This window comes from Janthinobacterium sp. BJB401 (genome assembly GCF_013372745.1).
Taxonomy (GTDB): domain Bacteria; phylum Pseudomonadota; class Gammaproteobacteria; order Burkholderiales; family Burkholderiaceae_D; genus Janthinobacterium; species Janthinobacterium rivuli.
In genome coordinates this window covers 1-24,861 of the sequence record NZ_JABXFH010000050.1, presented here as the reverse complement: position 1 = coordinate 24,861, position 24,861 = coordinate 1, and the positions used below count along the sequence as shown (strand labels likewise).

The following is a 24,861-nucleotide window of genomic DNA, read 5'->3' as shown; positions in this document are numbered from 1 at the left end:
GGTCCGCTTGCAGGACAGCATCAATTGCCTGCGTTGGCCACCAATTCAGGCAAGACGTCGGCGGACGTGGCCAGCCGTGCGCCGCGCGCATCCATGGCGGCAAGGAAGTCGCGCTGCTGCGCTGCAAAGCCCGTGACGGGACTCATGCAGTCCGTCAGCAGGACCAGGCGCGACAGGGCCTGCTTGCCTTGCTGCGCTTCCAGATAGTCGGCGATGTGCTCGGTGCTGGCTTTCACGCAATGGCTGCCCGCTTCGCCGCAGATATAAATCTGCTGCGCCGGCAGCAGGGTGGCGAGGAAATCCAGGTTCAGCTGGGTGGCCGCATCCTGCGCATCGGGCACTTCCGCCATGACGGCCGAGTAATGCTCGGTCCACGGATTGGAACCCTTGCTCAGCTTGGCAACCACTTGCAGGTGATCCACTTCCCAGGCGTTGTAGGCGGCGCGCACGGCAGCGTGGATATTCTGGCCCCAGCTGCCGATCTCGCAATGCACAGGCCACACCATCAGCTGATAGCGCCCAGCTTGCTGCAAGGCATCGAGGTAAGCCAGCGCGCGCGGCAGCGCATCGCTGGCGGCGGGCAGGAACAATCGGTCGCGCACTTGCCGGGCGGTGATCTGCGTAAACGGTGGCACGGCGCCGCCATCGCCCGTGCGCCAGAAGGCCGGGTGGGCGATGTCGTAGCGGTGGTGGGCGTCGAGGGTCACGCTGATTTGCGTCAGGCCATTGCCCCCTTCGCGTATCAGCTGCGCCACGCGCAGCATGTCGGCGTGGGCGCCGGGCACGGCCAGCGCCGGTGCGGCGTCCGGCGGCAGCCAGGCGGCAGGTAAATCGCAAAAGTCATTTTGCGGGTCGATGACAAGCAGGTGCAACTGGCGTTTCATGGCGGTCCTCGTGCGTGGCGGGAACTTGCATGATAATGGCAACATCGCCATCACGCCAATCCGGGACCCGCCATGCATCTTTCAGATCGCAATAACTTGCGTCCAAACAAATTACTCAACAGCAAATGGACGGCCGTGACACCGGCCAACAAGGAGAAGCACTTCCTCGTCATCAAGGTGTGCGCCGCGGCCACGCCCAATGAACCCGTCACACACGTGGAGCTGGAAGCCGTACATTCGGGCAGAGTGCAGATCCTGCCCTGGCGCGCGCTGCAGGATGCGGCGCAGTGGCATCAAGGATGGAAGACATAACGGCGCTGGCGCCGCTCGACCAGCTGCAATGCTACCTCGGCCGCTTCGCTGACGGCTTCGGCTTCCGTCGCGAACGGATGGTCGGCCAGCACGCGGTGCTTTTTGACGATATTGTTCCTGTGCATGGGATTGCTCGATGGGGTGTACAGGGACACATAGGCGCCCCACAGTTTGCAACCGCGTAAGGGTTCCGCCGTGTAATTTATTTCATACGTATCAACGTACTTTATCGGCACGATGTTTGCTCCAAAAATGACATCCCCGGGTAGCCTGTCTCAACGGCCCTACCCGGCGTAGGGTTGGAATACATGCAATCGCGCTTGCTCAGGATACTCACCTACTTATCTGCTTTTTATTACGCGGCACAGGGAAAAACTGGAACACCTGCCTCACCTTGAGACATGGCGGCGCGCCCACTGAAAGTATAGACGATGCGAAAAAATTATGAGGAGGCAACTCTGTACTGAACGCCGCAGGCGCCTGCCCTATTTCGCCGCCTCGGCGGCGGCATGCATGGACCAGACGACGCTGAGGATTTTCCATTGACCATCGCGCTTGACCATCTGCCACGCTTCCACGCCATAGTTGGACAATTTATCGCCGACGAGAAATTCGTAGTCGAAGTTGACCCACGCCACATGGCGGTCCTGGGTGATCTTGACGTTGTAGAATTTTTCTTCCGTGCGCAGAGGTTCGCGTTTGATGTAGTTGGCGAAACCGGCGTAGCCGGCCGCCGCGACGCCGTCGAAGTGGACGTCCGTCGTGTCGCGCATTTTCTGGATGAAAGCGTCATCGGCCGGCGAGGCGAACAGGATGTTCGTGTGCAGCAGCAGCGACGACAACAGCTTGACGTCCTTGGCGATCAGCGCCGCCTGGAAGTCGGCGACGACTTTTTCGATGGCGCGGATATCCTCGGGCGTGGAGGCATGGCGGCCCACGTGGGGCGGCGCCACCGGTGCCGTTTGCGCCAGCGCAATGCCTGCTGAAAACAAAGAACATCCGAACAGTACTGCGCTGGCCAACTTGTGCATGAGGGACTTTCATGGCGAACGGCTCGCCGGGCTGGCACTGGGCGTGCCGCCGGCAAGCTTATGCCAACCATATTAGATTGGCAATCCCCCATTGGAACTAGAGTGACACCAAACTCAGGCAGCCAGGGCCTCGATCGACGCGCGGCCCTTGGCGACGGCGCTGGCGACGGCATCCTCGCCCATGGCCACGCCTTCGGCTTGCACGAACTCGATGTCGGTGATGCCGATGAAGCCCAGCGCCGTGCGCAGATAGGTGCTCAGGTAGTCATACGCGGCGCCCGGGCCTTCGCTGTAGACGCCGCCGCTGGCCGTGAAAATCACGGCTTTCTTGCCCGTGGCCAGGCCAACGGGGCCATTGGCCGTGTACTGGAAGGTGCGGCCCGCGCGCGCCACGTGGTCGATCCACGCCTTCAGGGTCGACGGCACGGAAAAATTGTACATGGGCGCGGCCAGCACCAGCACGTCGGCGGCCAGCAATTCATCGACCAGGGTATCGGACAATTGCACGGCCGCTGCCGCCTGCGCGCTGCGCTGCCCGGCCGGCGTGAAGAAGGCGCCCATCACCTCTTCCGTCAGGTGCGGCACCGGTTGCGCCGCCAGATCGCGCACGACGATGGTGTCGCCTTGCGCGGCCAGTTTGGCGACGAATTCGCCCGACAATTGACGCGACAGGGAACCGCTGTTGCGCACGCTGCTATTGATGTGTAGTACGTTTGCCATGATGCACTCCTTCAAGAACGATAGATGGGGGGTGCGGCGTTTGCTGCACTTGCACACATCATAGTTCGGGTCTACTATCGATGAAACCGTGTAAATATAAATGATTAGCATCGAATTTCTAGATATGGAGCCAGCATGAGAGAACCGGGCCAGCCTTCGCTCGATCAGTTGCGCGTGTTCGTCGCCGTCATCGACGCGGGCGGCTTTGCCCACGCGGCGCGCCAGCTGCACCGCACGCAGTCGGTGATCAGCTACACCATCGCCAACCTGGAAGAACAACTGAATGTGGTGCTGCTCGACCGCGGCAAGCGCAAGCCCACCCTGACGGACGCGGGCAAGGCCTTGCTGGCCGACGCGCGCGCCGTGGCCTTGAAGGTCGACGGCATGCGCGCGCGCGCCAAGGCGCTGGCCGGCGGGCTGGAAGCGGAAGTGTCGGTGGTGTTCGACGTGATGTTTCCCACCTGCGTGCTGGTGCGCGTGCTCGAGGCGTTCCAGGCGCAGTTCCCCACCGTCGCCCTGCGCCTGCGCATCGAGGCGATGGGCGCCGTGGCGCAGCTCGTGATGGATGGCAGCTGCCACATCGGCCTCGGTGGCTGGATGACGTCCACTGCCAGCGTCTTCGAGCGCCTGGCCGTCGGCCACGTGCGCCTGATTCCCGTGGCCGCCCCCAGCCACGCGCTGGCGCAGCTGTCCGGGCCGATCGCGTCCAACGTGGCGCGCGAACACGTGCAGCTGGTGCTCAGCGACCGCAGCGTGCTGACGCAGGGCCAGGATTTCGGCGTGCTGGGATTGCGCAACTGGCGCCTGGGCGACCTCGGCTCCAAGCACGCGCTGCTGCGCGCGGGCCTGGGCTGGGGCAATATGCCCGAGGCGATGGTGCGCGACGACCTGGCAGAAGGCCGCCTGGTGCACCTGCCGCTGGCCGTCGACAATGGCGAGAATTACCCGATTTATCTGATCCAGCGCGCCGACACGCCGCCGGGGCAGGCGGGCAAGTGGCTGACGGAGCGGTTTGCGGAGCAGTTGCCGTTGCTGGTGCAGGGCTTCTAGAAAAAGTGGGCCACAGGTATGATTAGCCCCCCAACGGCAGACACTGGGGTCAACTTTCAATGACAAGGATTTACCATGGCCGGCATCGACGACTTCGTCAACAAACAAAAACCTGGCGCGCGCTTCGTCATCACGGCGCAGATGCTGCGCATGACGCCGCAGCAATTTGATTCACTGGCGCAGGAATGGATGGAAGACGGCGGCCCCGGCTTCGACGTGGCCGGCATCCCGCACCGGGTCGTCGTCGACGGGCAGTTTTATATCGGCAGGATCACCGTGCAGCGGCACGGCGAGCCTGAATAAAAACTACTCGACGCCCAGCACGTGCAGGCGGCGCCGCAAACGCGCCACTTCCTCCGACAGATCGACCACCAGCGCGGCCAGCTCCGCATTCGCGTCGAACACGGATTCGATTTCATGCAGGCGGCGCGCGCGCACCAGGTCCAGGCTGGTAAAGCGCCAGGCCGTGAGCTGGCCCGCCGGCGGGCCGTCCTGCAGCAGCACGCCCGTCTGCACGTGCTGCACCACCCAGTCCGGCTCCACGGCGCAGGCGCGCGCCAGTTCTTCCAGGCTCAGGGCACGGTCTTCCAGCAATTCGCCAATTACCTTGTTTGTCATGATTTACCCTCCCAGCTTCTGGCGCGGATTGAAAGCCATTTCGCGCGCCATGGTTGCATACAGTTCGCGCGCCTTGTCGTCGTTCGCCGGCGGCAGCACCACTTCCAGCAGCAGATACAGGTCGCCCGGCTGGGCGGCGGGGATGCCGCGTCCCTTCAGGCGCAGCTTGCGCCCCGTCTGCGAATTGGGTGGCACGGTGACGGACACCGTGCCCGATGGCGTGGGCACGTCGATTGCGCCGCCCAGTGCCGCTTCCCATGGCGTGACGGGTACCGTCTCGAACACGTCGCGCCCCTCCACCTTGTAGCGCGCATCGGGCCGGAAGCGGATCTCCAGGTACAGATCGCCGGCGGGCGCGCCGCCGCTGCCCGGATTGCCCTGCCCCTTCATGCGCAGCTGCTGTCCTTCCGTGACGCCTTTCGGTATCGTCACTTCCAGGGTGCGTTCGCGCGTCACCACATGGCCTTGCGCATCCGCTTCGGGCACGCGCATGACGATGTGGCGCCTGGCGCCCTGGAAACTGTCCTGCAGATCGATGGTGATGGCGGCGTGGCTGTCCTCGCCCTGCATCTGGAAAGTGCTGTTGGAGCGGCGGCGCCCGCCCACGTGGGCGAACAGGTCGGCAAAGAAGTCGCTGTCGTCGGCGCCCGACGATTCGTAGCCCGCACCCCAGTCCGGCGGAGGGCGGAATGGCTGGCCCTGCGCGCCCTGGTTACGGCCCAGTTCATCGTAGGCGGCGCGCTTTTCCGCGTCGCCCAGCACGCCGTAAGCCTCGTTCAAGGCTTTGGTGCGCTTGTCGGCGTCCGGTTCCTTGCTCACGTCGGGATGGTATTTGCGCACCAGCTTGCGGTACGCCTTCTTGATCTCGGCCTCGGTCGCCGTTTTTTCGACGCCAAGTTCCTTGTAATAGTCCTTGTATTCCACCGTGCCTGCTCCCCATGGTTGAAGTGCCTGTGGGAAGAGTACACGAATTGGGCGCTGGACAGCGTGTGCACAATACAGCGCTGCCCGACGGCGGAATCAGCGCACGCGGCGCAGCGAGGAAATGCGGCGGTCGAGGCCACCGTGCAGGCGGCCGTAGCTGCCCGGACCCATCACCACGCAGCGGCCGCGGAAGTTGGCGTCGACGCAGAATTCCCAGCGGCCGTAATTGACGACGAGCGATTCGGCGCGGTCGTTGAAACCATAGCGGTTCAAGTCATGCACCTCGCGGTCCAGGCGCACGGGCCGGCCGCGCATGCCGGCATCGGGGTACAGCAGCACGGCGCCATTCATGTCGGGACGGTGGCCGCCGCCGTGGCCGGGGTAACCGGGATGAGGACGTTCCGGTTCCGGGCGCGGCGGATACGGGCGGTGGCCGCCGCCATGGCCCGGGCGGCCCACTTCGCGCACGGAGGAAACGGCGTCGTTCATGCCCGGCATGGTGTCGTAGCGGCCCGGCCCCAGAGTGCGGCAGTTGCCCCGGTAATTGGCGTCCTTGCATACTTCCCAGGTACCCGAGCGCACGATGATGCTCGAGGTCTTGTCGTTAAAGCCCATGCGCGACAACTCTCCCGCGTCGGAACGCAGGGTGACGGGGCGGCCGCGGAAACCGGCATCCTGGAACAGGGTGATTTCGCCCGCCGATGCGGCAAGCGGGGCAAGGAAGGTGGCGGCGCACAGCAGCGCGGGGCGGAAAGATCGAACCATGACAACTCCAATACTGAGACATTTTCGCCAGTGTAGTCCAGGCGGCAGGCGGCGAGTGTAACAAAGGGCAAGCAAATGTCATCACACGGCTGGGAATGTAAAAACCGCCTGGCGGGATCAACCCGGCAGGCGGCGTGGCAACACTGAATCAGGAAGGAATCAGCGTACGCGGCGCAGCGAGGAAATCTGGTTTTCCATGGCGTTCAGTCGGCCATACTCGCCCGGCCCGATCACTTCGCAGCGGCCACGGAAGTTCGAATCGCTGCACACTTCCCACTGGCCTTCATTGACGATGATGGACGAGGCGCGGTCATTGAAATTGAAGCGCACCAGGTCCTCCGCGTTGCGCTCCAGCGCCAGCGGTTCGCCGCGCATGCCCGCCTCGGGGAACAGCAGCACGGCGCCGCGCTGCTGGTACTGCGGCTGCTGGTATTGCGGCTGTTGATATTGCGGGTACTGCTGCTCGTACTGCGGCCGCTGGTACTGGTTATCGTACTGCTGCTGGCGGCGCGCTTCGCGCTCGTCGACCATGCGCGCCGACGACACGCGTCCGTCAAGACCACGCCCCAGGTCGTCGTGGCGGCCAGGGCCGAAAATGCGGCAAGTGCCCTGGTAGTTCGAATCGCTGCACAGCTGCCAGTAGCCGTTATGGATCACGATGCTCGTGGTGCGGTCATTGAAACCGATGCCGACGAAATCGTCCGTATCGCGGTTCAGGCGCGCCGAGCCGCCATTCTGGCCCGCGCCCGAATACACTTCCAGGCTGCCGCCACGGCCATAGCCGCCATTGCCACGGTCCGGATCGCGCCCCGGGCGTCCCGGATTGTAGCCATCGCCGCGCCCCGTTTCGCGCACTGAACTGATGGCGTCGTTCATGCCAGGCATCGAGGCGTACTCGCCCGGCCCCAGGGTCTTGCACCTGCCGCGGAAGCCGGCATCGGTACAGACATCCCAGGTTCCTGAACGCACCACGATGCTCGACACCTTGTCGTTGAAGCCCTGGGGCGACAGGTTGTCCGCCGTTTCGCGCAGGGTCACGGCGCGGCCACGGAAATTGTCATCCTGGAACAGGGTGATCTCGCCCGCATGGGCGGCCGCATGGCCCCCCAGCGAGAGCAGCAAGGTCGCCGCGCATGCCAGCGTGTGTTTGAAAGGGCCCGTCATGATTAACTCCATTCTTCATTCTTTGGTGATGATTTGCCTGGCCAAAACGCCAGGATGCCATTGTAACAAGCGCCCTCCCCCACGGAAGGTCGCTCAAGACAAATGATCGACATGACAACTGATGCCAGTGTAACCATCCGCAGAAAAAACGGTGTAACAAAGTATGGGAAAAGCACAATAAATTGTTACTAAAAGCAATAGTCGGCCCCGGCAGGGACCGGCTACGCTTGCCAGTCTGGCGTCAGCGCACTTCGCGCACCGACGAGATGCGGTTGCTCATGCGTTCCAGGCTCGCGTATTCACCGGGTTCCAGGGTGCGGCAACGGCCGCGGAAGCCCACGTCCTCGCACACTTCCCAATAGCCGGAGCGCACGCGCACGCTTTGCACCGTGTCGTTGAAATCGCGCTCGCGCAAGTCGGCTGAAGCGTTGCGCACGCTCAAGCTGCGGCCGGCGAAATCGTCGCGCGTGTAAAAGGTCAGTTCGCCGCCCAGCGAGCGCCCCGGCAAATGGCCGTGTTCCCGGTCGCGTTCCCAGCGGCCGTCCCGATCTCGCCCACGGTCACGATCGCGGCCCGGATGCCCACCCCAGCCGCCGCGCACTTCGCGCAGCGAGGTGATCTTGTTGGCGCGTTCATCGAGCGATGGATACTCGCCCGCCTCGAGCAGGAAGCAATCGCCGCGGAAATCGGCTTCTTCGCACGCTTCCCAGCGGCCCGAGCGCACGCGGATGCTTTGCGTCGTGTCGTTGAAACGGACGTCTTCCAGGTCGGCGACCGTATCGCGCACGGTCTGCGAGCGGCCGTGAAAATCGTCGCGCGAATACAGGGTCAGTTCGCCAGCGCCGGCCAGTTCGGCCGTCATGGCGGCGCCCAGCAACAGGGCGCAGTTCAGGGTGTGTCTCAGCATGGTCTTGCTCCATAGTCAGGATAGTACGGTGTGACTATTTGGTCATCTTGCCAAATAGAGCACGCAGTCTAGCCGCGACTGGCCCATTTAGCTGTAACAAATGATTACCGCGCCCGGCCCCTCGGGGCGCCACGGCGGACAAGCACGGCGAATGCCGGTAGAATCTTGTGTTTCGTCAAGCTTGCCGCCATGCCACACACCACCTCGTTCACCCTGCCCGCCATCCGCACTGAAGTCTCGTCGCTGTGGAAGCTGGCCTGGCCCATCCTGATCGGCCAGCTGGCCACCGTCGGCATGGGCGCGGCCGACGTGGCGATGACGGGGCATACGAATCCCGAGGAACTGGCGGCCGTCTCGCTGGGCGCGGCCATCTGGTCCATCGTGCTCGTCACCGTGAGCGGCATCATGATGGCGATCAATACGCTGGTGGCGCATGAAATCGGCGCCGCGCGCCACGACAAGGTGCCGCGCATCGTGCGCCAGTCGCTGTGGAAGGCGCTGCTCGTGGGTCTGGTGGCCTGCCTGCTGACGAACATGGCGGCGCTGGTGTTCGACCACCTGATGCTGGAGCCAAACGTCGCATCCAAGGCCAAGCTGTTCGTGCACATCATCAGCTGCGCGCTGCCGCCGTTCGCCGCCTACCGCGCGCTGTACGGCTACAGCACCAGCATCAACCAGACCAAGCCCGTGATGGTGATCGCGCTGGCCGCGCTGGGCCTCAATATCCTCGTCAACTATTTGCTGATCTACGGCCACTGGGGCATGCCGAAGATGGGCGGCGTGGGCTGCGCCGTGGCCACCACCTGCTGCGTGTGGATGATGCTGCTGGCCATGCTGGCCTGGATCAGGATCGCGCCCGCCTACCGCGCCACGTATCCGTTCACGCACTGGGAAGGGCCGCAGCTGTCGTCCATCGGCCCCATGCTGCGCCTGGGCCTGCCCATCGGCGTGACCTACTTTGCCGAAGTGAGCGCCTTTGGCGTCATCAGTCTGCTGGTGGCGCGCTTCGGCGTGATCCAGGTGTCGGCGCACCAGATCGCCCTGAATTTCTCGTCCGTCGTCTTCATGGTGCCGCTCACCTTTGGTATCGCGCTCGTCACGCGCGTGGGCCATGCCGTGGGCGAAGCCAATCTGCGCCGCGCGCGCTTCATTTCATGGGTCGGTGTGGCCATGTCGCTGACGGCGGCCATCGTCTCGGCCACCGTCATCACGGTCTTCCGCCACCAGATCGCGCAAGCCTATACGTCCGACCCGCAGGTGCAGGCGCTGTGCGCGCAGCTGCTGCTGTTCGCCGCCCTGTTCCAGCTGTCCGACGCGACGCAGGTGGCCACGTCCTGCGCCATCCGCGGCTACAAGGTGACGCGCCAGCCGATGCTGATCCAGCTGCTGGCCTTCTGGGGCTTCTCGCTGCCGATCGGCTACGTGCTGGGCCTCGCGCCGCAAGGCTTCATCTGGTCGCCGGCCGAGCCGATGGCCGCCGCCGGCTTCTGGATCGGCCTGGTGACGGGCCTGACGGTGGCGGCCGTGCTGCTGACCTGGTATTTGAACCGGCTATCGCTGCAGCGCCTGCGCGCCGCCTGACCCTCCTGCAAGGAACAGCCATGCCACAACCGCGCCCCTTCAAGCAAGTCGATGTCTTCAGCAGCGTGCCCTTCCAGGGCAATCCGCTGGCGGTGGTGCTCGACGCCGACGGCCTGGATGACGCGCAGATGCAGGCGATTGCGCGCTGGACCGGCCTGTCGGAAACCACCTTCGTGCTGGCGGCGCGCGACCCCGCCGCCGACTACCGCGTGCGTATCTTTTCGCCCGAGACGGAATTCCCGTTTGCCGGCCACCCGACCCTGGGCACGGCGCACGCCCTGCTCGATGCGGGCCTGCAGCCGAAAGGCGCGCGCATCGTGCAGGAATGCGGCGTCGGCCTGGTGCACATTGAACAGCATGCGGGCGGCGTGCTGGCGTTCCAGGCGCCGCCCTGCACGGCGCGCGCGCTCGAACCCACTCTGCTGCCGCTGCTGCAAACAGCGCTGGCCGGCACGCCCGCCGCTGCCGGCAGCGTCGTCGACATGGGCATCCGCTGGCTGTGCGTGCCGCTGGCAAGCGCCGCCGCCTGCCTGGCCGTACGCGCCGATATCGCCGCGCTGACGGCCTTGCTGGCCGCCTCCGGGACCGATGGCCTGGCGCTGTACGGCCCGCACGCAGCAGGCGGACCGGCCGACTACGAAGTGCGCGCGCTGCTCAGCGAACATGGCGCGCTGGTGGAAGACCCCGTCACGGGCAGCGCCAATGCCTGCATCGCGCAGCTGCTGGCCGGTGGCGACTACAGCGTCCGCCAGGGCACCTGCCTGCAACGCGACGGCCGCGTATCCGTCCGCTTCCGCGATGGCCAGGCCTGGATAGGCGGCGCGTGCCTGACCGTGATCGCAGGGTCGATATTGGCCTGAACCGCATAAAGCGCCATGGAATGGGTGGCTATCGGATATTTCCAGCGAAGGAAATACGGCCAGTACGCCCATATTCCGTGGCCGGGGCTATCGCATAAACATGCATGCTCTGGTATCGTCTTACGCTTAGGCAACGCTCAAGTTCGCCTATGCATGCAGTGCCCTTCATCCTTCCAACTACCGAGACATCCATGCGTTTTATTCTTTGTTTTCTGGCCGCGATGGCCAGCGTTCCCGCATCGGCTGAAAAGCTGACCCTGGAACGCATTCACGCCGATCCGGCGCTGGCCGGCCCCGGCGTGCGCTACCTGAAGGTCTCACCCGATGGCGAGCGAGTCACGTTCCTGCGCGGCCGCGCGGACAACCAGTTCCAGCTCGACCTGTGGGAATTCAAGCTGAAGGACAAGAGCACGCACCGCCTGATCGACTCGAAGGCGCTGGTGCCGAATGAAACGATTTCGCCCGAAGAGCAGGCGCGCCGCGAACGCGAGCGCACGGCCAGCCTGAACGGCATTCTCAGCTACAGCTGGTCGCCCGATGGCAAGCAGCTGCTGGTGCCGCTGGCCGGCAATCTGTACCTGGTCGACGCGGCCCACCCGGACAAGGCGCGCCTGGTCGCCAAGGGCAATGTGCTCGATCCGAAAATCTCGCCGAAAGGGCGCTACGTCTCGTTCGTGCGCGACCAGAATATCTATGTGATCGACCTGAAATCGGGCCAGGAACGCCAGCTGACGACCGATGGCAAGGGCACCATCCGCAACGGCGAAGCCGAATTCGTGGCGCAGGAAGAAATGGGCCAGCGCACCGGCTACTACTGGGCCCCTGACGATTCCGCCATCGCCTACAAACGCTATGACGAAGCGCCGGTTCCCGTCGTGCGCCGCTTTGAAATCTTCGCCGACCGCACGGACGTCGTCGAGCAGCGCTACCCGGCCGCCGGCGACCCGAACGTGCTGGTGCAGCTGCTGATCGTCTCGCCGGAAACGGGCGCGCAGCGCCAGGTGGACCTGGGCACGAACCCGGACATCTACCTGGTGCGCGCCGACTGGAGCGCGGACAGCAAATCGCTCGTCTACCAGCGCCAGTCGCGCGACCAGAAGACCCTCGACCTGGTCGCCGTCGATGCAAGCACGCTGGCGCAGCGCACCCTGCTGACGGAAACGTCGACAACCTGGGTCAGCATCCATGACGACCTGCGCTTCCTGTCGAACGGCACCTTCCTCTGGTCGTCGGAACGCACGGGCCGCAATCACCTGTATTTGTACGACATGAGCGGCAAGCTGCTGCACCCGGTCACTTCCGGCGCATGGGGCATCGACAGCGTGCTGGCCGTGAACCAGAAGACGGGTAAAGTGTTCGTCGCGTCGAACCGCGACGCCGTCATCGACAAGCAAACCTACGCCCTGGCCCTCGATGGCAGCACGGCCGACAAACCGCAGCGCGTGACGAAAGCCGACGGCTGGCACGACACGACGTTCTCGCGCAATGGCGAAGTCTTCGTCGACACGTATTCCGACCCGGCCACGCCGCCGCAAGTGAGCATCCGCCGTCCGGATGGCGCCATGGTGGGCTGGCTGGAAGAAAACGCGCTGAACGCCAGCCACCCGTACGCCAAGTACAAGGCGGACCACCTGCCGACCGAGTACGGCACCCTGAAGGCCAACGATGGCCAGACGCTGTACTACTCCATCGTCAAGCCATCGAACTTCGACGCCAGCAAACGCTATCCCGTCTACCTGTCGACGTATGGCGGCCCGCACTCGCAGCACGTGGCGCGCCGCTGGGGCAACAACTTCGACCAGTACATGGCGCAGCAAGGCTTTGTCGTCTTCCGCCTCGATAACCGCGGTTCGTCGCGCCGCGAGCGCGCGTTCACGGATGCCATCTACCATAATCTGGGCGCGGCCGAAGTGGCCGACCAGCTGGTCGGCATCGACTGGCTGGGCAAGCAAAGTTTCGTCGACCCGAAACGCATCGGCGTGTTCGGTTGGAGCTACGGCGGCTTCATGACCTTGCGCTTGCTGTCGGCCGCATCCGACAAGATCGCCATGGGCGTGTCGGTGGCGCCCGTGACCGACTGGTCGCTGTACGACACCCACTACACGGAGCAATTCCTCGGCATGCCGAAGGAAAACGTGGATGGCTACAAGGCCAGCACCGTGTTCGCCCACCTCGACGGCCTGAAGTCGCCGCTGCTGCTGGTGCACGGCATGGCCGACGACAACGTCTTGTTCAGCAACAGCACACGCCTGATCGACGCGCTGGTGAACCGCGGCGTGCAGTTCGACCTGATGACGTATCCGGGCGCCAAGCACGGCATCTCGTCGCGCGCGGGCCAGCGCCACGTGTACAAGAAAATCGAGATGTTCTTCAAGCAGAACCTGATGAAGCCAGCACAGTAAGATTGCGCTGCATCAAATAAAAAACCGCCGCCTGTCTCGCGACAGGCGGCGGTTTTTTTACATTCTTGCTGCCAGAATTATGGCTTGCGAGTCACAGTTTCAACCGCATCTTTCACATCGCCAACTTTCTTCTGCACTTTGCCTTCGACCTGGTTTGCCAGGCCCTTGGCTTGCTGTTCTTCGCTGCCGACCAGTTTGCCAGCTTGTTCCTGGATTTTACCGCCGACTTCCTTCAGTTTACCTTCGACTTGATCTTTGTTCATGATGGATCCTCACTGTAGTTGGTACATCTGTTGTCCTGCCCCGAAGGGCCGGTACTGCGGCTCACACGCTGTTTGAAGCGGCTTGCGCTGCTTGCTGCGTGTCGATGTGTCCATACTACGCTTGAGGTTGCAAAAACTATGTACGGTCCCTAACACATGCCAAAAATCAGCTAATGACGCGAAATCAGCCCGCTTTGCGCCAGACCGTCGCCAGCCACGGCTGCTGCTCGCGCGGCAAGCCGGGCGGACGGTAATACTGCTCGATCAGGCTGAAACCGGCCGCCTGCAGGTAGACGGCCCAGGTCGCTTCGTCGTGGTAGCTGCCGTAGCGGGCGCCATTCCAGCCTTCCTGGTTCTGCCCGCGCGGGTTCGAGCTGAACAACACACCGCCGGGCTTCAGGCACGCGACCAAAGCGCGCAGCACGCCGGGCAAGGCGGCGCTGGGCACGTGGAACAGCACGGCATTGGCGAACACGCCGTCGAAGTGCCCGGCAGGCAGGTCGAGGTCGACGAAATCCTGCTGCCACACGGTGCAGCCGCTGTAGTCGCGCGCCATCTCGACGAAGCGGGCGCTGCCATCGACACCGGTCGCATGGTGGCCCATGGCCGTGAACGCTTTCAGATCGCGGCCCGGGCCGCAGCCGAGGTCGAGAATCGCCAAAGGCGCCGGCTTGCCGATGGCGGCCAGCAGTGCGCTGATGTTCTGGCTGACGTCGTGATCGCGCGTGCCTTCGAAAAACTGCTCGGCACTGGCGTCGTAATGGGCCAGGGTGCGGCCCGTGATGGCGTGGATGGGGTCTTGCTGCGGGTTCGGCTTCATGGCGGTCCTATCGATATGTTCCGCCATTTTACGGTGCCGGCGCGCTAGGCGTGCGGCACCGTCAATGACTACCAGACGCGCACGCGCTGCTCCGGCGCCAGGTACAACTGCTGTCCCGGCTTGACGTCGAAGGCCGGGTACCAGGCGTCAAGATTGCGCACGGTGGCGGCGCGGTATTGCGCCGGCGCATGGCCATCCGTGAGGATTTGCTGGCGCGCCGCCGCTTCGCGCGCCTTGCTGCGCCAGCTCACGCCGTAGCCGATGAAGAAATCACGGTCCGCGCCAGGCTGCAGCGGCTTGCCCTGCTGCGACAGGGTGAACGCGTCATGCGCGGCCGCCACGCCGGCCAGGTCGGCCAGGTTTTCGCTCAGGGTCAGCTGGCCATTCACGGCCAGGTCGGGGAACGGTTTATAGGCCGCGAACTGCGCCACCAGTTGCTTGGATGCTGTCTGGAAATGCGCCAGGTCGGCCGGCGTCCACCAGTCGCGCAGCTTGCCCTGGGCGTCGAACTGCGCGCCCTGGTCGTCAAAACTGTGGCTGATCTCGTGGCCGATGGTGGCGCCGATGCCGCCATAGTTGGCCGCATCGGATGCTTGCGGGTCGAAAAACGGCGGCTGCAGGATGGCGGCCGGGAAGTTCAGCGCATTTTGCAGCGGCAGGTTGACGGCATTGACCAGCTGGGCCGGCATGGCCCAGGCCTTGCGGTCGGGCGACTGGCCCAGCTTGGCCAGCTCCTGGCGATAGTGGAACTGTTCCGCGCGCTGCACATTGCCCAGCGCATCGCCGCGCACCACGCGCAAGCCCGCATAGCTGTCCCAGCGCTCCGGATAGCCCACGCCCACGTACAGGGTCTTGAGCTTTTCCTGCGCCTGCGCCTTGGTGGCCGGCGCCATCCAGTCCAGCTTGTCGATGCGGCGCGAGAAGGCGGCCACGATATTCGTCACCATGTCTTGCACGCGGGCTTTCGATTCAGGTGGGAAATAGCGTTCCACGTACAGCTTGCCGACGGCGTCGCTGAGGGCCGCGTTGGTTGCCGCCAGCGCGCGCTTGCTGCGCGGCGACTGCTGCGGCGTGCCGCTCAGGGCGCTGCCATAGAAGGCGAAGCGCTGCTCGGCGGCCGCCTTCGGCAAAATCGTGCTGAAATGATTGATGGCGTGGAAGGCCAGAAAATCCTTCCACGTGGCCAGCGGCACGCTACCCACCAGGGCCGCGCTGCCCGTCATGGCCGTCGGATGCCAGACGATGAAATCCGTCTGCTGGCCCAGACCGGCCGCCTGGAAGAAGGCTTTCCAGTCCAGTCCAGGCGCCTTGCTGGCGAAGTCGGCGGCGCGCCACGCATTATTGCCCTTGGCGACATCGGCCGAATCCTCGCGGCTGGCGTGGCTGGCGGCAATTTGCTGCTCCAGCGCAAACACGCGCGCGGCGCGGGCCGGCGCATCGCTGTAGCCGGCCTGCTTGAGCATGGCCGCGATATGCGCCTGGTAGCCGGCGCGCAAGCCCTGCATGCGGGCGCTGTCGCCCTGGTAGAACGCGCGGTCAGGCAAGCCCAGCCCGCCCTGCAGCAGATACGCCACATTGCGCGTGGTGTCGTTCAAGTCTTGCGCCACCCACAGGCCGAACAGGTTTTCCGTATAAAAATTGGTGGCGTTGAGCGGGTCGACATCGGCGCGCAAGCTTTCGCCCAGCGCGCGGGCCAGTCCTGCCAGGTCGCGGATGCCATCGATCTTCTTCAGCAACGGCTTGATCGGCGCCCAGCCTTTCGCTTCGATAGCCGATTCATCCATCCAGGAACGGTAAAAATCGCTGACCTGGCGCGCCGAGGGATCGGCCTGCGGCGCCGCCGACAAGCCTTCGACGAGACCGATGATGCGCTCGTTGGTGGCGTTGGCGAGGATGGCGAACGAGCCCCAGCTGCTGCGGTCGGCGGGAATCTCCGTCTTGCGCAGCCAGTCGCCATTCACGTAATCGTAGAAATCGTCGCCGGGCAAGGCCGTGGGGGCAGCGGGAACAACGGCGCTGGCGGCCGCCTGCTGGCCATGCGCCTGGGCGGGCAAGCCGGCCAGCGACACGCCGGCCAGGGCGAGGATGATGGCGGCCTGGACTGGCGTCCGGGACCAGGAAAAACGCAAACCGTGCATGGCGATCCTTTCAATGGAATAGTCAAAATCATAGCCTGTTTCCCATGAAAAAAGCGCCCCGGAATTTTTTTGCATGCGGACAAAAAATCGGCCTATAGTTTCACGACCCCGCGCCGCGCGAATGCCAAGGAGATTGCCATGCAACTGGAAGCGCTGTTTCAGCAACCCCACGCCCTGCCTGCCGCCCCGAAGATCGTCGATGAACTGGTGCGCAGTTTCGACAACCCCGCCATCGCCACCGAAGACATCGCCCGGCAGCTGGGAGCGGACCCGGCCTTGAGCGCCAAGCTGCTGCGGCTGGCCAACTCGGCGTATTACCACGTCTCGCGCAGCATCGGCACGGTGGAAGACGCCGTGCTGATGCTCGGCTTTGTAACCGTGCGCACGCTCGTCATCAGTTCGGGCCTGGTCAGCGGCTACAAGGCCGTGCCGGGACTGAATCTGCCGCAATTCTGGCGCTACAGCCTGCACAGCGCCGTGTCGGCCCGCTGGATCGCCAGACAGACGGGCGACAACCAGGATCTGGCGTTCACCATCGGCATGATGCATGCGATCGGTCAACTGGTGATCCATGCGGCCATGCCCGAACAAGCCATGCAGCTCGACAAGATCGCCCCGCCGCTCGACGCGCGCCGGCTCGACGCGGAGCGGGTTTCGCTGGGCTATGACTATGCGCAGGTGGGCGCCGAACTGGCGCGCCGCTGGAAGTTCCCCCCTGCCTTTGCCGAGGCCATCGCCGCCTTTCCCGATCCGCTGGCCAAGGCGCCGCTGAACCGCCTGGCCGCCATCATCCACCTGGCCGCGTGGCGCGCCCGCATCGATGAAAACGCGTTGAGCAATGAAGAAATCATCGCCTGCTACCCCAGCAACGTGGCCGAAGCGCTCGGTTTGCCGCCCTCGGTGCTGATCGACAAGATGCCGCCGCCCGCCGAACTGAGCGCGGGACTGGAAGAACTCGTCAAATAAATCCACGCTGGCAGGAATCGCCGGCCCCCGCATCCATGCGGGTTTGCGGGCGATTCCGGCGGCCGCCAAGCAATCAGCTAAATTATTTTCACTTTTTTTCAAAAACACCCTCAAGTTCCCCTAGGACCTGCCGTTAATCTGGACAAGCGGTAATCCATTCACTAGTTACGGGTGTGCTCATGACCTCCAACGACGTTCTCTCGATGTACGAAAATATTGCAGGAATGACCAATAAAATGGTCGTGGCCGCACGTTCGAGCGACTGGAATGACTTGGATGCCCTGGAAAACCAGTGCGCCAGCGCCGCCAGCGCGACCATGACGGGCAAGGTGCCTGCCCTGGCCGGCGCCTCGCGCCTGCGCAAGATCGATTTGCTCAAGCAAATTCTGGCAAACGACCGCGAAATCCGCGCCATCACGGAACCGTGGATGACGCAGCTGCCGAGCGCCATGCAGGGCGCGCGCGCCCGCATGTAAGAAGCTGCAGCACCAGAAACGACAAAAGCACCCGCGGGTGCTTTTTTTACGTCAACTCCCTGACAAGGAGCGCGACAACTGCGGCGCTCGGGAACAAGGAGGGGGGGGGAATTTGGAAGGCGAGCCCCAGGTATCTCCTGGCGTCGCCTCGCTGCCGGTTGCATCCGGCGTTCGCGAGCACATCGTCGGCATCGCGAACCGCTTCCAGACCCAGGCGTTTATGCAACGCTACACCTGTTTGCCGCGCCACACTATCGTTGGTGACTGCGCCAGGCTGGGGCTGTTTTGTCGTAGAGCAAGTCCACTGAATTAATCATAACACCATCTTTAAGAAATAGGCAACGCGATTGGCAAGCATATCCATGTCTTTTTTCAATATCTTTTTTTATATCAAATTGTAGCGCAGCCTTGCAGCACGATTAACGCGAGAACGGCTCCGGCTCCGGTTCCGGCGCGGCTGCCGCTCCGTCCTCCACCGCCTCCGTCAGCACGGGCACATCCTTTTTCTTGCGGCGGAACGGTTTGCGCAGCAAGACCCAGTATTTCGACGGCGCGCCCGGCACTGCCGCCTGCTTGCGCATGCGCACGACATACACGATGAGCGCCGTCAGCAACAGGAAGGCCACGGTGCCGATACCAAGCCACAGCAAGCCGTTGCCGCTCGCCTTCTTGTCAGCGACTGGCGCTGTATGCAGGGGCTTGGGCTTGGCATGCGGCGCCTGCGCCTCGGCCGGCGCGGCAGCCGGCGCAACGGCGGTGGCGGGCTGAGCCAGCGCCTTTTGCAAGGCGCCGATCTTGCCCTCCAATTCGCCGAGCTTGTCATTCAGGGCCGCGTTTTTCTCATCCAGCGCCACGCACGCTTGCGCCTGCCCGGCATCCGCCTGCGGTGCGCAGGCGGCCACGGGCGCCGTGGCGCGGCGCAGCTGCGGCGCTCGCCGCGCGGGCGCAGCCGGTGTGGGCGCGGCGGGCGGCGGCACGAACACGCGCGCCGGGCGCACCAGGCCCTCGGCGCGCGCGCGGGCCGCCAGCGCGGCGGCATCGGGCAACGGCGCGCCAGTCACTGCGCGTGGCAACGGCGCGGGGACAGGCATGGGCATGGGCACCGGAACGGCGGGCCTGGCTGGCGCACTGACGGCAGCGGCAGCAGGCGGCGCCGGCGTCAGCCACAGGGTGCCCAGGCGCACGACGGCGCCATTGCCACTACCCAGCAATAAATACAGATGCACGTGGCCCGCCTGGATCGCTTGCCGCGTAGTCACGCGCACATAATGGCGGCCACCGCGCTCCAGCGGGCTGATCGTCAACCCCTGCAGGGCCGGATCCATGCCGATGCCGCCACCGCGGTACACATCGGGCGAGGCCAGGCGCACGGCCACGCCATTGGCCTCCTCGGGCGCCAGTGCCGTCAGTTCGATCTCGGCCAGCAAGGGCTGGCCCACGTGCGACAGCACGGCCATCTCACCCAGTTCGGCCGCCATGACGGGCGGCATGGCCAGGCTGGCGGCGGCGCACGCGATCAGGGACCAACGGAGAATAATGCTGCTGTGCATGGACTGATCGCTTTGATAACAGGATAAGAAGGGGGACTCGCCTGTCTTTAACGGCAGGAAATCGCAAAAATATAGATGGGCCACGGCAAAAATGATGCAATACAGCATCATCCTGTGCCTTTTTGACGCCTGGAGTACACTCGATCCACCTCTATCGATGAAAGGGATGTCATGAGTAGCAGAATCGAACGCGACAGTTTCGGCCCGATCGACGTACCCGCCGACCGGCTGTGGGGAGCGCAAACGCAGCGCTCGCTTGAGCACTTCCATATCTCCACGGAAAAGATGCCGCCCGAACTGATCGCCGCCCTGGCCACCGTCAAGCGCGCGGCCGCCCACGTCAACCTGGACTTGGGATTACTAGATGGCAAGAAAGCCATCGCCATCACGCAGGCGGCCGACGAAGTGCTGGCCGGCAAGCATGACGCAGAATTCCCGCTGGCCGTCTGGCAGACGGGCTCGGGCACGCAAAGCAATATGAACATGAATGAAGTGCTGGCCAACCGCGGCTCCGAGCTGATCGGCGGCTTGCGCGGCGCCGAGCGCCTGCTGCATCCGAACGACGACGTCAACCTGGGCCAGTCCTCGAACGATATCTTTCCGACCGCGATACACGTGGCGGCCGCCCTGGCCGTCGCCAACACGGTCTTGCCGCCGCTGCGCCAGCTGCGCGCCACCCTGGACGCGAAAGCGACGGAATTTGCCGACATCGTCAAGATCGGCCGCACGCACTTGCAGGATGCGACGCCGCTGACCCTGGGCCAGGAATTCTCGGGCTACGTGGCGCAGCTGGACTTTGCCGAGCACATCATCACGGCATCGTTGCCGCCGCTGCTGCAACTGGCCGCCGGCGGCACGGCCGTCGGCACGGGCCTGAATGCCCACGTGGAATTTGCCGGCCGCATCGCGGCCGAGCTGGCGCGCCTGACGGGCCAGCCGTTCGAGACGGCCAGCAACAAGTTTGCCGCCCTGGCCGCCCACGATGCCTTGGTCGCCGCCCATGGCGCCTTGAAAACCCTGGCCACGGCCCTGATGAAAATCGCCAACGACGTGCGCTGGATGGCCTCCGGCCCCCGTTCCGGCCTCGGTGAAATCACGATACCGGAAAACGAGCCGGGCAGCTCCATCATGCCGGGCAAGGTCAATCCTACCCAGTGCGAAGCGCTGACCATGCTGTGCTGCCAGGTGTTCGGCAACGACGTCGCCATCACGGTGGGCGGCGCCTCGGGCAATTTCGAGCTGAACGTCTTCAAGCCCTTGATTGCGCACAACTTCCTGCAAAGCGCGCGCCTGCTGGGCGACGGCATGCGCAGCTTCGACGAGCATTGCGCCCACGGCATCGAACCGAACCGTGCACGTATCGCCGACCTGATGGAGCGTTCCTTGATGCTGGTCACGGCGCTGGCGCCGCACATCGGCTACGACAAGGCAGCGCAAATCGCCAAGCAAGCCCAGCATGAAGGCACGACCTTGAAGGAAGCGGCGCTGGGCCTGGGCTTTGTAACGGAAGAGCAATTCAGCGCGTGGATCGTGCCCCTGGAGATGACGCGGCCCAACAAAAGTTAAGGCTCAGCCTGCATTCTCCCTCGCTTCATGTAAACTATGATCTTAGTTGACACCGTCATTCAGTGTTGAAAACACATCGTTGCAATAAGGGATACAATGCAAAAAGTAAGCTTTGATTTAACATCCGAGTTCGTCGAGCTGAACCAGCTGTTGAAGCTGGTCGGCCTGTGCGACAGCGGTGGCGCAGGCAAGGTCATGGTCGATAGCGGCGTGGTGAAGGTCGATGGCAAGAAGGAATTGCGCAAGACCGCCAAGATCCGCGCCGGCCAGGTCGTCAGCGTGGGCGATATCCGTATCACGGTCGTCGCTCCTGTCTGATTCCCGCATGGGGTGCGAAAGCGGCCCCATGCGTCCAACTGGCTGCCTGGATCAAGCTGCAAACACGTCGTTATTGTCAGATAAATATCGATTGCGGAAGGGAGCGCCATGGACCAGCCCGAACAAGGTACGCGCAGCCAGGAACGCCTGATCGGCGACTTGCGCCAGGTAATAGAAAACGCGGAAGAATTGCTGCGTAACACAGACAAATACACCAGCAGCCTGTACCAGAGCGCGCGCGCCAGGCTGGAACTGGCCCTCGTCGCGGCCACGGCCGAGCTGGCCCGCTTTGAAGAAGAGCAAGTTACGCGCATGATGGACGCCACCCTGGCCGCGAATGCCCTGTACCGCGATCAGACGGGCGAAGCGCGCCTGCTGCGGGCCTTCGAATAAACTGTCACGCCGTCAATACCGCATGCGCCAGCCACTGGCGCAAGTGGGCGGCCAGGTCGAATGCCGGGTCCAGCTCGAACGCCGCATCGAGCGCGGCGCCAAACGTCTGGCCCTGCTGCAACATGACCAAGGCCGCATGCGCGGCCGCATCCACTACCAGCACCTGCGCCTTCCAGCGCGTCCGGCATACGAGCGCCCAGCTGGCCACCTGCAACTCCTGCGGAAACTTCCCCTGCTCTTCACCTTCCTGATGCGCCTGCCACAGGGCGGCCACTTGCCAGCCGGACGCCAGCAAGACGCAAGCGGGATGCAAGCTGAAACGCCGCGCTTCCAGCTGATCGGGATGCAGGGTGGCCAGCGACTCGGGGGCCAGGCCCTGCGCATCGGCCGCGTAATGGGCCAGGTGCACGGCCCATTCCAGGCGCGCCATGTCCGGCAGGTAGGGCAAGTCGGCCACAGGCGGAAAACTGGCGAGAAAATCGGCGAAACGGGCGCCAAACTCATTCAAGTCGGCGCTATCGGACGGGTACTGGCGGCCATACGCGCGCGCCAGGCCGCCAAAGAATGCCTTGCCCACCAGCGCCAGCACGACGGGGTAGGCGTGGCCCAGGATGCGGCGCCAGGTGGCGCTCAGGTTGCCGCGGTACAGCGAGAAACGCTGCGGCACGGCTTCTCCCGCGAACGCTGGCAATGCGGCCTGAGCATCCAGCAAGGCTGTGGCAAACGCTTGCTGGCCGGCCGCCAGCGCGTCAAGCAACACGGGCGGCGGCGGGGACGGCAGCACCGTTCCCTGCCATGGCGTTTGCGGCGCATGGCGCGCCAGCATGGCTTGCGCCTTGTCCGCTTCGCCCAGCAGGATATCGAGGGCGGGCAAGTCCGTATCCCATTCGACCAGGGTAGGCATGGCGCCAAAGCGCAGCAAGGCGGCCGCATACAAATCCCAGACGGGATCGGCCACGGCGGCGCCATGGTGGTCGATCACGGCATACGGCGTCAGCAGGTGGCCGCCCAGATGCAGCTCGCCCACGCTGCCCGGTGCAATGGCCTGCATGGCCGTGAAGGCGTCTTCGCCGTGGTTGCACTGGTTCACATACAGGTTATTGATATCGAGCAGCAGGCCGCAGCCGCTGCGGCGTGCCAGCTCCGCCAGGAATTGCGCCTCGCTCATGGCATCGTCGGCAAAACGCAGGCAAGTGGAGACATTCTCCAGCAAGATCGGTCTTTTCAGCACGTCCTGCACCCGCCCCACTCGTGCGCACAGCAAATCCAGGGCGGCGCCATTCAAGGCCAGCGGCAACAGATCATTGAGTTGCTGCTGCGCCACGGCGCCCCAGCTCAGGTGTTCCGACACGAGGGCCGGTTCGATGCGCTCGACCACGGCGCGCACACGCTGCAAATGGGCTTCGGAAAAGCCGCGCGCGGAACCCAGGCCCAGCCCGACGCCATGCAGGCTGATCGGGTAATCCTGGCGCAGGGCTTGCAGCACATGATTATCCCAGCCCGACGGCTGCAGGTAGTTTTCAGTGTGCACTTCCAGCCAGCCGACCTTGGGCCTGCGCGCCAGGAAGTCGCGGTAATGCGCGGCGCGCAGGCCGACGCCGGCAAGCGCCTGGATGGGCGGCGGCATGGGCAGGCGGCGGACGCTTAGGGCTGCGTGGCCGGTTTGGCAGCCTTGCCGGCCTTGATGGGCTTGACGGAGCCGCCCGCCTGTTCGCACGTGCCCTTGGCAACATAAGTCCATTCGGTCGGCAGGTTGTCCGCCTCCGCCTGGCCCGCGCAGGAATGCGCGCCATCGGACGAGGCGCAATCGTTCTGCCCTGCCTTGGCCACGCCATAGCATTTTTCCTTGTCGCCAGGAGCGGGGCCATCGTGCGCGGCCGCGTTGAGGGTGGTGCCGGCACAGATGCCCGCGAGGGCGGCGGCGATGAGAGCTTGACGTTTGTTCATGGAAAATCCTCTTGCATGGGTCAAAGTAATCGATAAGTAATCGCGGCAAATCACGGCACGCCCCGGGCTGCACGATGGGCAACATGGGGTGATGGACGTCATTCTACTGAATCGGCCGCGCCATGGCGAACCATCTTCAATCAGTCAATTTTATAGAGGGAGGGGGGAAAGCGGAAAGACAGACAAAAACGCCCACGCTCCACCGTCGATGACGGTGGTGTGGGCGTAAATAGAGCGGGCGCCAGAGTGGCGCCGCGGGACTGCGCTCAGGCAGTCGTGTTGATGCGATTGCCGAGGTGAGCCGGCAGGCTAGGCGCCGACTGTACCGGTGGCAACGCTGCCAGCAAGGCAGTGGCGGTCGAGCTTTGGATATCCTGGGCTTTTTTCAGGACAGTCAATCCGACGGCTTGCCGCGTGCCTGTCTCCGCCATCGTGGTTGACAGTTGAGCAATGCTTCCGACGTCCATACGTTTCTCCAATGAGGTTCTACCAGTATTAACGGATGGCCGCGGCAAACCTTTAACTTATTTTTCCAGCTTATTTTCCAACTGCAGCAGCAGCCAGGCCAGCACGTGCTCGCGCGCATTCAAGTCCAACCATTCTACGCCTTCGCGCAAGTCGGCCGGCGCCGGGCTGTCGGAGGCCACGGCGATCACATGCGGGTCGTGCGGATACAGGGGCGCCTGCCCCACTTCCGGACGAAACACTTCCAGCTTGGGAATGGGATCCGTCTTGAAACCTTCGACCAGGGTCAGGTCTGCCGGCCCCATGCGGGACAATTGCTGCGCCAGGCTCGGCTCGGGCGCGCCGCGCAGCTCATGCACGATGGCAAAACGGTACGGCGACGCCACCAGCACTTCCGCCGCCCCGGCCAGGCGCAGGCGGGCACTGTCTTTTTGCGGCGGTTCCAGCGCCAGATCATGGTGGCTGTGCTTGACCAGGTTGACGCGCAAGCCGCGCGCCGCCAGTTCCTTCACCACAAATTCCAGCAGGGTCGTCTTGCCGCTACCGGAACGGCCGATCACACCGAGTACCGGGTGTGCGGGCATCGCATCGTGCATGGTCACTCCTTGATTGAGAAGGAATGATTATACGCAGCCCCACGGGCGCGACCGCCTGGCGCAGCGCCGCGCATTGCCCCGCGCATCGCCCAAGTCAAGCGCCGCCAGGTTTTCCACCATTCTTCGCGCCGGCGGGCACCAGGCG

At 64.1% G+C, this 24,861-nt stretch carries 28 protein-coding genes; 11 read left to right on the top strand and 17 right to left on the bottom strand.

The features are described from left to right. Window positions 1–20: 20 nt before the first annotated feature. Window positions 21–884 carry a cysteine hydrolase gene (locus tag HWE17_RS24005; RefSeq protein WP_176390497.1) on the bottom strand — a complete coding sequence of 288 codons (864 nt, stop codon included), beginning with the start codon at window positions 882–884 and terminating at the stop codon, window positions 21–23. A 72-nt stretch (window positions 885–956) separates the two neighbouring features. Between HWE17_RS24005 and HWE17_RS24000 the strand changes: the two genes are divergently transcribed. Continuing rightward, window positions 957–1,196 carry a TIGR02450 family Trp-rich protein gene (locus HWE17_RS24000; protein ID WP_176390496.1) on the top strand — a complete coding sequence of 80 codons (240 nt, stop codon included), beginning with the start codon at window positions 957–959 and terminating at the stop codon, window positions 1,194–1,196. Here HWE17_RS24000 and HWE17_RS28530 read toward each other — a convergent pair. The 3 genes from HWE17_RS28530 to HWE17_RS23985 form a co-directional block, all read right to left on the bottom strand. After that, entirely contained in the window at window positions 1,178–1,321 is a 144-nt protein-coding gene (locus HWE17_RS28530) for a hypothetical protein (RefSeq protein WP_217916871.1), read from the bottom strand. The genes HWE17_RS24000 and HWE17_RS28530 overlap by 19 nt on opposite strands. A 360-nt stretch (window positions 1,322–1,681) precedes the next feature. Beyond that, window positions 1,682–2,188 (bottom strand): nuclear transport factor 2 family protein, encoded by a 507-nt coding sequence (locus tag HWE17_RS23990; RefSeq protein ID WP_176390495.1) that lies wholly within the window; start codon window positions 2,186–2,188, stop codon window positions 1,682–1,684. Window positions 2,189–2,341: 153 nt separating this feature from the next. Continuing rightward, window positions 2,342–2,947: an FMN-dependent NADH-azoreductase gene (locus HWE17_RS23985; protein WP_176390494.1), complete on the bottom strand. Its 606-nt coding sequence runs from the start codon at window positions 2,945–2,947 to the stop codon at window positions 2,342–2,344. Window positions 2,948–3,082: 135 nt separating this feature from the next. Here HWE17_RS23985 and HWE17_RS23980 point away from each other — a divergent pair, with 135 nt between their 5' ends. Next, entirely contained in the window at window positions 3,083–3,997 is a 915-nt protein-coding gene (locus HWE17_RS23980) for a LysR family transcriptional regulator (RefSeq protein WP_176390493.1), read from the top strand. Window positions 3,998–4,072: 75 nt separating this feature from the next. Continuing rightward, on the top strand, window positions 4,073–4,300 hold the full coding sequence (locus tag HWE17_RS23975) for a hypothetical protein (protein WP_070221813.1): 228 nt from the start codon (window positions 4,073–4,075) through the stop codon (window positions 4,298–4,300). 3 nt (window positions 4,301–4,303) lie between these two features. Here the strand turns inward: HWE17_RS23975 and HWE17_RS23970 are convergent, their stop codons facing one another. The 5 genes from HWE17_RS23970 to HWE17_RS23950 all read right to left on the bottom strand — a co-directional run bounded on the left by HWE17_RS23970 (window position 4,304) and on the right by HWE17_RS23950 (window position 8,375). Then, window positions 4,304–4,615, bottom strand: coding sequence for a MerR family transcriptional regulator (locus tag HWE17_RS23970; protein WP_034759737.1), 312 nt, complete (start codon window positions 4,613–4,615; stop codon window positions 4,304–4,306). 3 nt (window positions 4,616–4,618) lie between these two features. Further along, window positions 4,619–5,539, bottom strand: a complete 921-nt coding sequence (locus HWE17_RS23965; protein ID WP_176390492.1) for a DnaJ C-terminal domain-containing protein — start codon at window positions 5,537–5,539, stop codon at window positions 4,619–4,621. A gap of 96 nt (window positions 5,540–5,635) precedes the next feature. Next, entirely contained in the window at window positions 5,636–6,304 is a 669-nt protein-coding gene (locus tag HWE17_RS23960) for a beta/gamma crystallin-related protein (protein ID WP_099400878.1), read from the bottom strand. A gap of 159 nt (window positions 6,305–6,463) precedes the next feature. Continuing rightward, entirely contained in the window at window positions 6,464–7,468 is a 1,005-nt protein-coding gene (locus tag HWE17_RS23955) for a beta/gamma crystallin-related protein (RefSeq protein WP_176390491.1), read from the bottom strand. A gap of 241 nt (window positions 7,469–7,709) precedes the next feature. Beyond that, window positions 7,710–8,375, bottom strand: a complete 666-nt coding sequence (locus HWE17_RS23950; protein WP_099400876.1) for a beta/gamma crystallin family protein — start codon at window positions 8,373–8,375, stop codon at window positions 7,710–7,712. A gap of 189 nt (window positions 8,376–8,564) precedes the next feature. Between HWE17_RS23950 and HWE17_RS23945 the strand changes: the two genes are divergently transcribed. From HWE17_RS23945 to HWE17_RS23935, 3 genes are all read left to right on the top strand, one after another. Next, window positions 8,565–9,956, top strand: coding sequence for an MATE family efflux transporter (locus HWE17_RS23945; protein WP_176390490.1), 1,392 nt, complete (start codon window positions 8,565–8,567; stop codon window positions 9,954–9,956). A 20-nt stretch (window positions 9,957–9,976) separates the two neighbouring features. After that, on the top strand, window positions 9,977–10,816 hold the full coding sequence (locus tag HWE17_RS23940) for a PhzF family phenazine biosynthesis protein (RefSeq protein ID WP_176390489.1): 840 nt from the start codon (window positions 9,977–9,979) through the stop codon (window positions 10,814–10,816). A gap of 191 nt (window positions 10,817–11,007) precedes the next feature. Then, window positions 11,008–13,218, top strand: coding sequence for an alpha/beta fold hydrolase (locus HWE17_RS23935; RefSeq protein ID WP_176390488.1), 2,211 nt, complete (start codon window positions 11,008–11,010; stop codon window positions 13,216–13,218). A 77-nt stretch (window positions 13,219–13,295) separates the two neighbouring features. On the opposite strand, the gene HWE17_RS23930 is transcribed toward HWE17_RS23935, so the two are convergent. From HWE17_RS23930 to HWE17_RS23920, 3 genes are all read right to left on the bottom strand, one after another. After that, window positions 13,296–13,481: a CsbD family protein gene (locus HWE17_RS23930; RefSeq protein WP_035825486.1), complete on the bottom strand. Its 186-nt coding sequence runs from the start codon at window positions 13,479–13,481 to the stop codon at window positions 13,296–13,298. A 184-nt stretch (window positions 13,482–13,665) separates the two neighbouring features. Next, on the bottom strand, window positions 13,666–14,301 hold the full coding sequence (locus HWE17_RS23925) for a bifunctional 2-polyprenyl-6-hydroxyphenol methylase/3-demethylubiquinol 3-O-methyltransferase UbiG (protein ID WP_176390487.1): 636 nt from the start codon (window positions 14,299–14,301) through the stop codon (window positions 13,666–13,668). Window positions 14,302–14,369: 68 nt separating this feature from the next. Beyond that, window positions 14,370–16,439 carry a M13 family metallopeptidase gene (locus tag HWE17_RS23920; RefSeq protein WP_176390486.1) on the bottom strand — a complete coding sequence of 690 codons (2,070 nt, stop codon included), beginning with the start codon at window positions 16,437–16,439 and terminating at the stop codon, window positions 14,370–14,372. Between the two features lie 138 nt (window positions 16,440–16,577). Between HWE17_RS23920 and HWE17_RS23915 the strand changes: the two genes are divergently transcribed. Both HWE17_RS23915 and HWE17_RS23910 read left to right on the top strand, forming a co-directional pair. Next, window positions 16,578–17,405 (top strand): HDOD domain-containing protein, encoded by an 828-nt coding sequence (locus HWE17_RS23915; protein ID WP_176390485.1) that lies wholly within the window; start codon window positions 16,578–16,580, stop codon window positions 17,403–17,405. A gap of 224 nt (window positions 17,406–17,629) precedes the next feature. After that, window positions 17,630–17,881 carry a flagellar protein FliT gene (locus HWE17_RS23910; RefSeq protein WP_235211804.1) on the top strand — a complete coding sequence of 84 codons (252 nt, stop codon included), beginning with the start codon at window positions 17,630–17,632 and terminating at the stop codon, window positions 17,879–17,881. 419 nt (window positions 17,882–18,300) lie between these two features. Here HWE17_RS23910 and HWE17_RS23905 read toward each other — a convergent pair whose 3' ends face one another. Continuing rightward, window positions 18,301–19,431 carry a FimV family protein gene (locus tag HWE17_RS23905; RefSeq protein ID WP_176390484.1) on the bottom strand — a complete coding sequence of 377 codons (1,131 nt, stop codon included), beginning with the start codon at window positions 19,429–19,431 and terminating at the stop codon, window positions 18,301–18,303. A gap of 171 nt (window positions 19,432–19,602) precedes the next feature. On the opposite strand from HWE17_RS23905, the gene fumC reads away from it, so the two are divergent. The 3 genes from fumC to HWE17_RS23890 all read left to right on the top strand — a co-directional run bounded on the left by fumC (window position 19,603) and on the right by HWE17_RS23890 (window position 21,708). Continuing rightward, complete coding sequence (fumC, locus tag HWE17_RS23900; RefSeq protein WP_176390483.1) at window positions 19,603–20,997, top strand: class II fumarate hydratase; 1,395 nt, start codon at window positions 19,603–19,605, stop codon at window positions 20,995–20,997. 96 nt (window positions 20,998–21,093) lie between these two features. Continuing rightward, window positions 21,094–21,315 (top strand): RNA-binding S4 domain-containing protein, encoded by a 222-nt coding sequence (locus HWE17_RS23895; protein WP_035825476.1) that lies wholly within the window; start codon window positions 21,094–21,096, stop codon window positions 21,313–21,315. A 108-nt stretch (window positions 21,316–21,423) separates the two neighbouring features. Further along, window positions 21,424–21,708 (top strand): hypothetical protein, encoded by a 285-nt coding sequence (locus tag HWE17_RS23890; RefSeq protein ID WP_035825472.1) that lies wholly within the window; start codon window positions 21,424–21,426, stop codon window positions 21,706–21,708. Window positions 21,709–21,712: 4 nt separating this feature from the next. Here the strand turns inward: HWE17_RS23890 and HWE17_RS23885 are convergent, their stop codons facing one another. From HWE17_RS23885 to mobB, 4 genes are all read right to left on the bottom strand, one after another. Next, window positions 21,713–23,335, bottom strand: a complete 1,623-nt coding sequence (locus tag HWE17_RS23885; RefSeq protein WP_176390482.1) for a DUF692 family multinuclear iron-containing protein — start codon at window positions 23,333–23,335, stop codon at window positions 21,713–21,715. 17 nt (window positions 23,336–23,352) lie between these two features. Next, window positions 23,353–23,655: a DUF2282 domain-containing protein gene (locus HWE17_RS23880; RefSeq protein ID WP_077400619.1), complete on the bottom strand. Its 303-nt coding sequence runs from the start codon at window positions 23,653–23,655 to the stop codon at window positions 23,353–23,355. Between the two features lie 266 nt (window positions 23,656–23,921). Then, complete coding sequence (locus HWE17_RS23875; protein ID WP_034781856.1) at window positions 23,922–24,122, bottom strand: YjfB family protein; 201 nt, start codon at window positions 24,120–24,122, stop codon at window positions 23,922–23,924. Window positions 24,123–24,179: 57 nt separating this feature from the next. Beyond that, window positions 24,180–24,716, bottom strand: coding sequence for a molybdopterin-guanine dinucleotide biosynthesis protein B (gene mobB / locus HWE17_RS23870; protein WP_176390481.1), 537 nt, complete (start codon window positions 24,714–24,716; stop codon window positions 24,180–24,182). Window positions 24,717–24,861 lie beyond the last annotated feature (145 nt).

What these genes read in the sequence shown, in the direction of transcription:
- HWE17_RS23935 (WP_176390488.1), top strand. Translation starts at nt 11,008, where the DNA reads ATGCGTTTTATTCTTTGTTTTCTGGCCGCGATGGCCAGCGTTCCCGCA.
- HWE17_RS23885 (WP_176390482.1), bottom strand. Translation starts at nt 23,335, where the DNA reads ATGCCGCCGCCCATCCAGGCGCTTGCCGGCGTCGGCCTGCGCGCCGCG.
- HWE17_RS23915 (WP_176390485.1), top strand. Translation starts at nt 16,578, where the DNA reads ATGCAACTGGAAGCGCTGTTTCAGCAACCCCACGCCCTGCCTGCCGCC.
- HWE17_RS23975 (WP_070221813.1), top strand. Translation starts at nt 4,073, where the DNA reads ATGGCCGGCATCGACGACTTCGTCAACAAACAAAAACCTGGCGCGCGC.
- mobB (WP_176390481.1), bottom strand. Translation starts at nt 24,716, where the DNA reads ATGCACGATGCGATGCCCGCACACCCGGTACTCGGTGTGATCGGCCGT.
- HWE17_RS28530 (WP_217916871.1), bottom strand. Translation starts at nt 1,321, where the DNA reads ATGCACAGGAACAATATCGTCAAAAAGCACCGCGTGCTGGCCGACCAT.
- HWE17_RS23980 (WP_176390493.1), top strand. Translation starts at nt 3,083, where the DNA reads ATGAGAGAACCGGGCCAGCCTTCGCTCGATCAGTTGCGCGTGTTCGTC.
- HWE17_RS23895 (WP_035825476.1), top strand. Translation starts at nt 21,094, where the DNA reads ATGCAAAAAGTAAGCTTTGATTTAACATCCGAGTTCGTCGAGCTGAAC.
- HWE17_RS24005 (WP_176390497.1), bottom strand. Translation starts at nt 884, where the DNA reads ATGAAACGCCAGTTGCACCTGCTTGTCATCGACCCGCAAAATGACTTT.
- HWE17_RS23955 (WP_176390491.1), bottom strand. Translation starts at nt 7,468, where the DNA reads ATGACGGGCCCTTTCAAACACACGCTGGCATGCGCGGCGACCTTGCTG.
- HWE17_RS23920 (WP_176390486.1), bottom strand. Translation starts at nt 16,439, where the DNA reads ATGCACGGTTTGCGTTTTTCCTGGTCCCGGACGCCAGTCCAGGCCGCC.
- HWE17_RS23880 (WP_077400619.1), bottom strand. Translation starts at nt 23,655, where the DNA reads ATGAACAAACGTCAAGCTCTCATCGCCGCCGCCCTCGCGGGCATCTGT.
- HWE17_RS23930 (WP_035825486.1), bottom strand. Translation starts at nt 13,481, where the DNA reads ATGAACAAAGATCAAGTCGAAGGTAAACTGAAGGAAGTCGGCGGTAAA.
- HWE17_RS23925 (WP_176390487.1), bottom strand. Translation starts at nt 14,301, where the DNA reads ATGAAGCCGAACCCGCAGCAAGACCCCATCCACGCCATCACGGGCCGC.
- HWE17_RS23985 (WP_176390494.1), bottom strand. Translation starts at nt 2,947, where the DNA reads ATGGCAAACGTACTACACATCAATAGCAGCGTGCGCAACAGCGGTTCC.
- HWE17_RS23940 (WP_176390489.1), top strand. Translation starts at nt 9,977, where the DNA reads ATGCCACAACCGCGCCCCTTCAAGCAAGTCGATGTCTTCAGCAGCGTG.
- fumC (WP_176390483.1), top strand. Translation starts at nt 19,603, where the DNA reads ATGAGTAGCAGAATCGAACGCGACAGTTTCGGCCCGATCGACGTACCC.
- HWE17_RS23970 (WP_034759737.1), bottom strand. Translation starts at nt 4,615, where the DNA reads ATGACAAACAAGGTAATTGGCGAATTGCTGGAAGACCGTGCCCTGAGC.
- HWE17_RS23945 (WP_176390490.1), top strand. Translation starts at nt 8,565, where the DNA reads ATGCCACACACCACCTCGTTCACCCTGCCCGCCATCCGCACTGAAGTC.
- HWE17_RS24000 (WP_176390496.1), top strand. Translation starts at nt 957, where the DNA reads ATGCATCTTTCAGATCGCAATAACTTGCGTCCAAACAAATTACTCAAC.
- HWE17_RS23890 (WP_035825472.1), top strand. Translation starts at nt 21,424, where the DNA reads ATGGACCAGCCCGAACAAGGTACGCGCAGCCAGGAACGCCTGATCGGC.
- HWE17_RS23910 (WP_235211804.1), top strand. Translation starts at nt 17,630, where the DNA reads ATGACCAATAAAATGGTCGTGGCCGCACGTTCGAGCGACTGGAATGAC.
- HWE17_RS23950 (WP_099400876.1), bottom strand. Translation starts at nt 8,375, where the DNA reads ATGCTGAGACACACCCTGAACTGCGCCCTGTTGCTGGGCGCCGCCATG.
- HWE17_RS23960 (WP_099400878.1), bottom strand. Translation starts at nt 6,304, where the DNA reads ATGGTTCGATCTTTCCGCCCCGCGCTGCTGTGCGCCGCCACCTTCCTT.
- HWE17_RS23905 (WP_176390484.1), bottom strand. Translation starts at nt 19,431, where the DNA reads ATGCACAGCAGCATTATTCTCCGTTGGTCCCTGATCGCGTGCGCCGCC.
- HWE17_RS23875 (WP_034781856.1), bottom strand. Translation starts at nt 24,122, where the DNA reads ATGGACGTCGGAAGCATTGCTCAACTGTCAACCACGATGGCGGAGACA.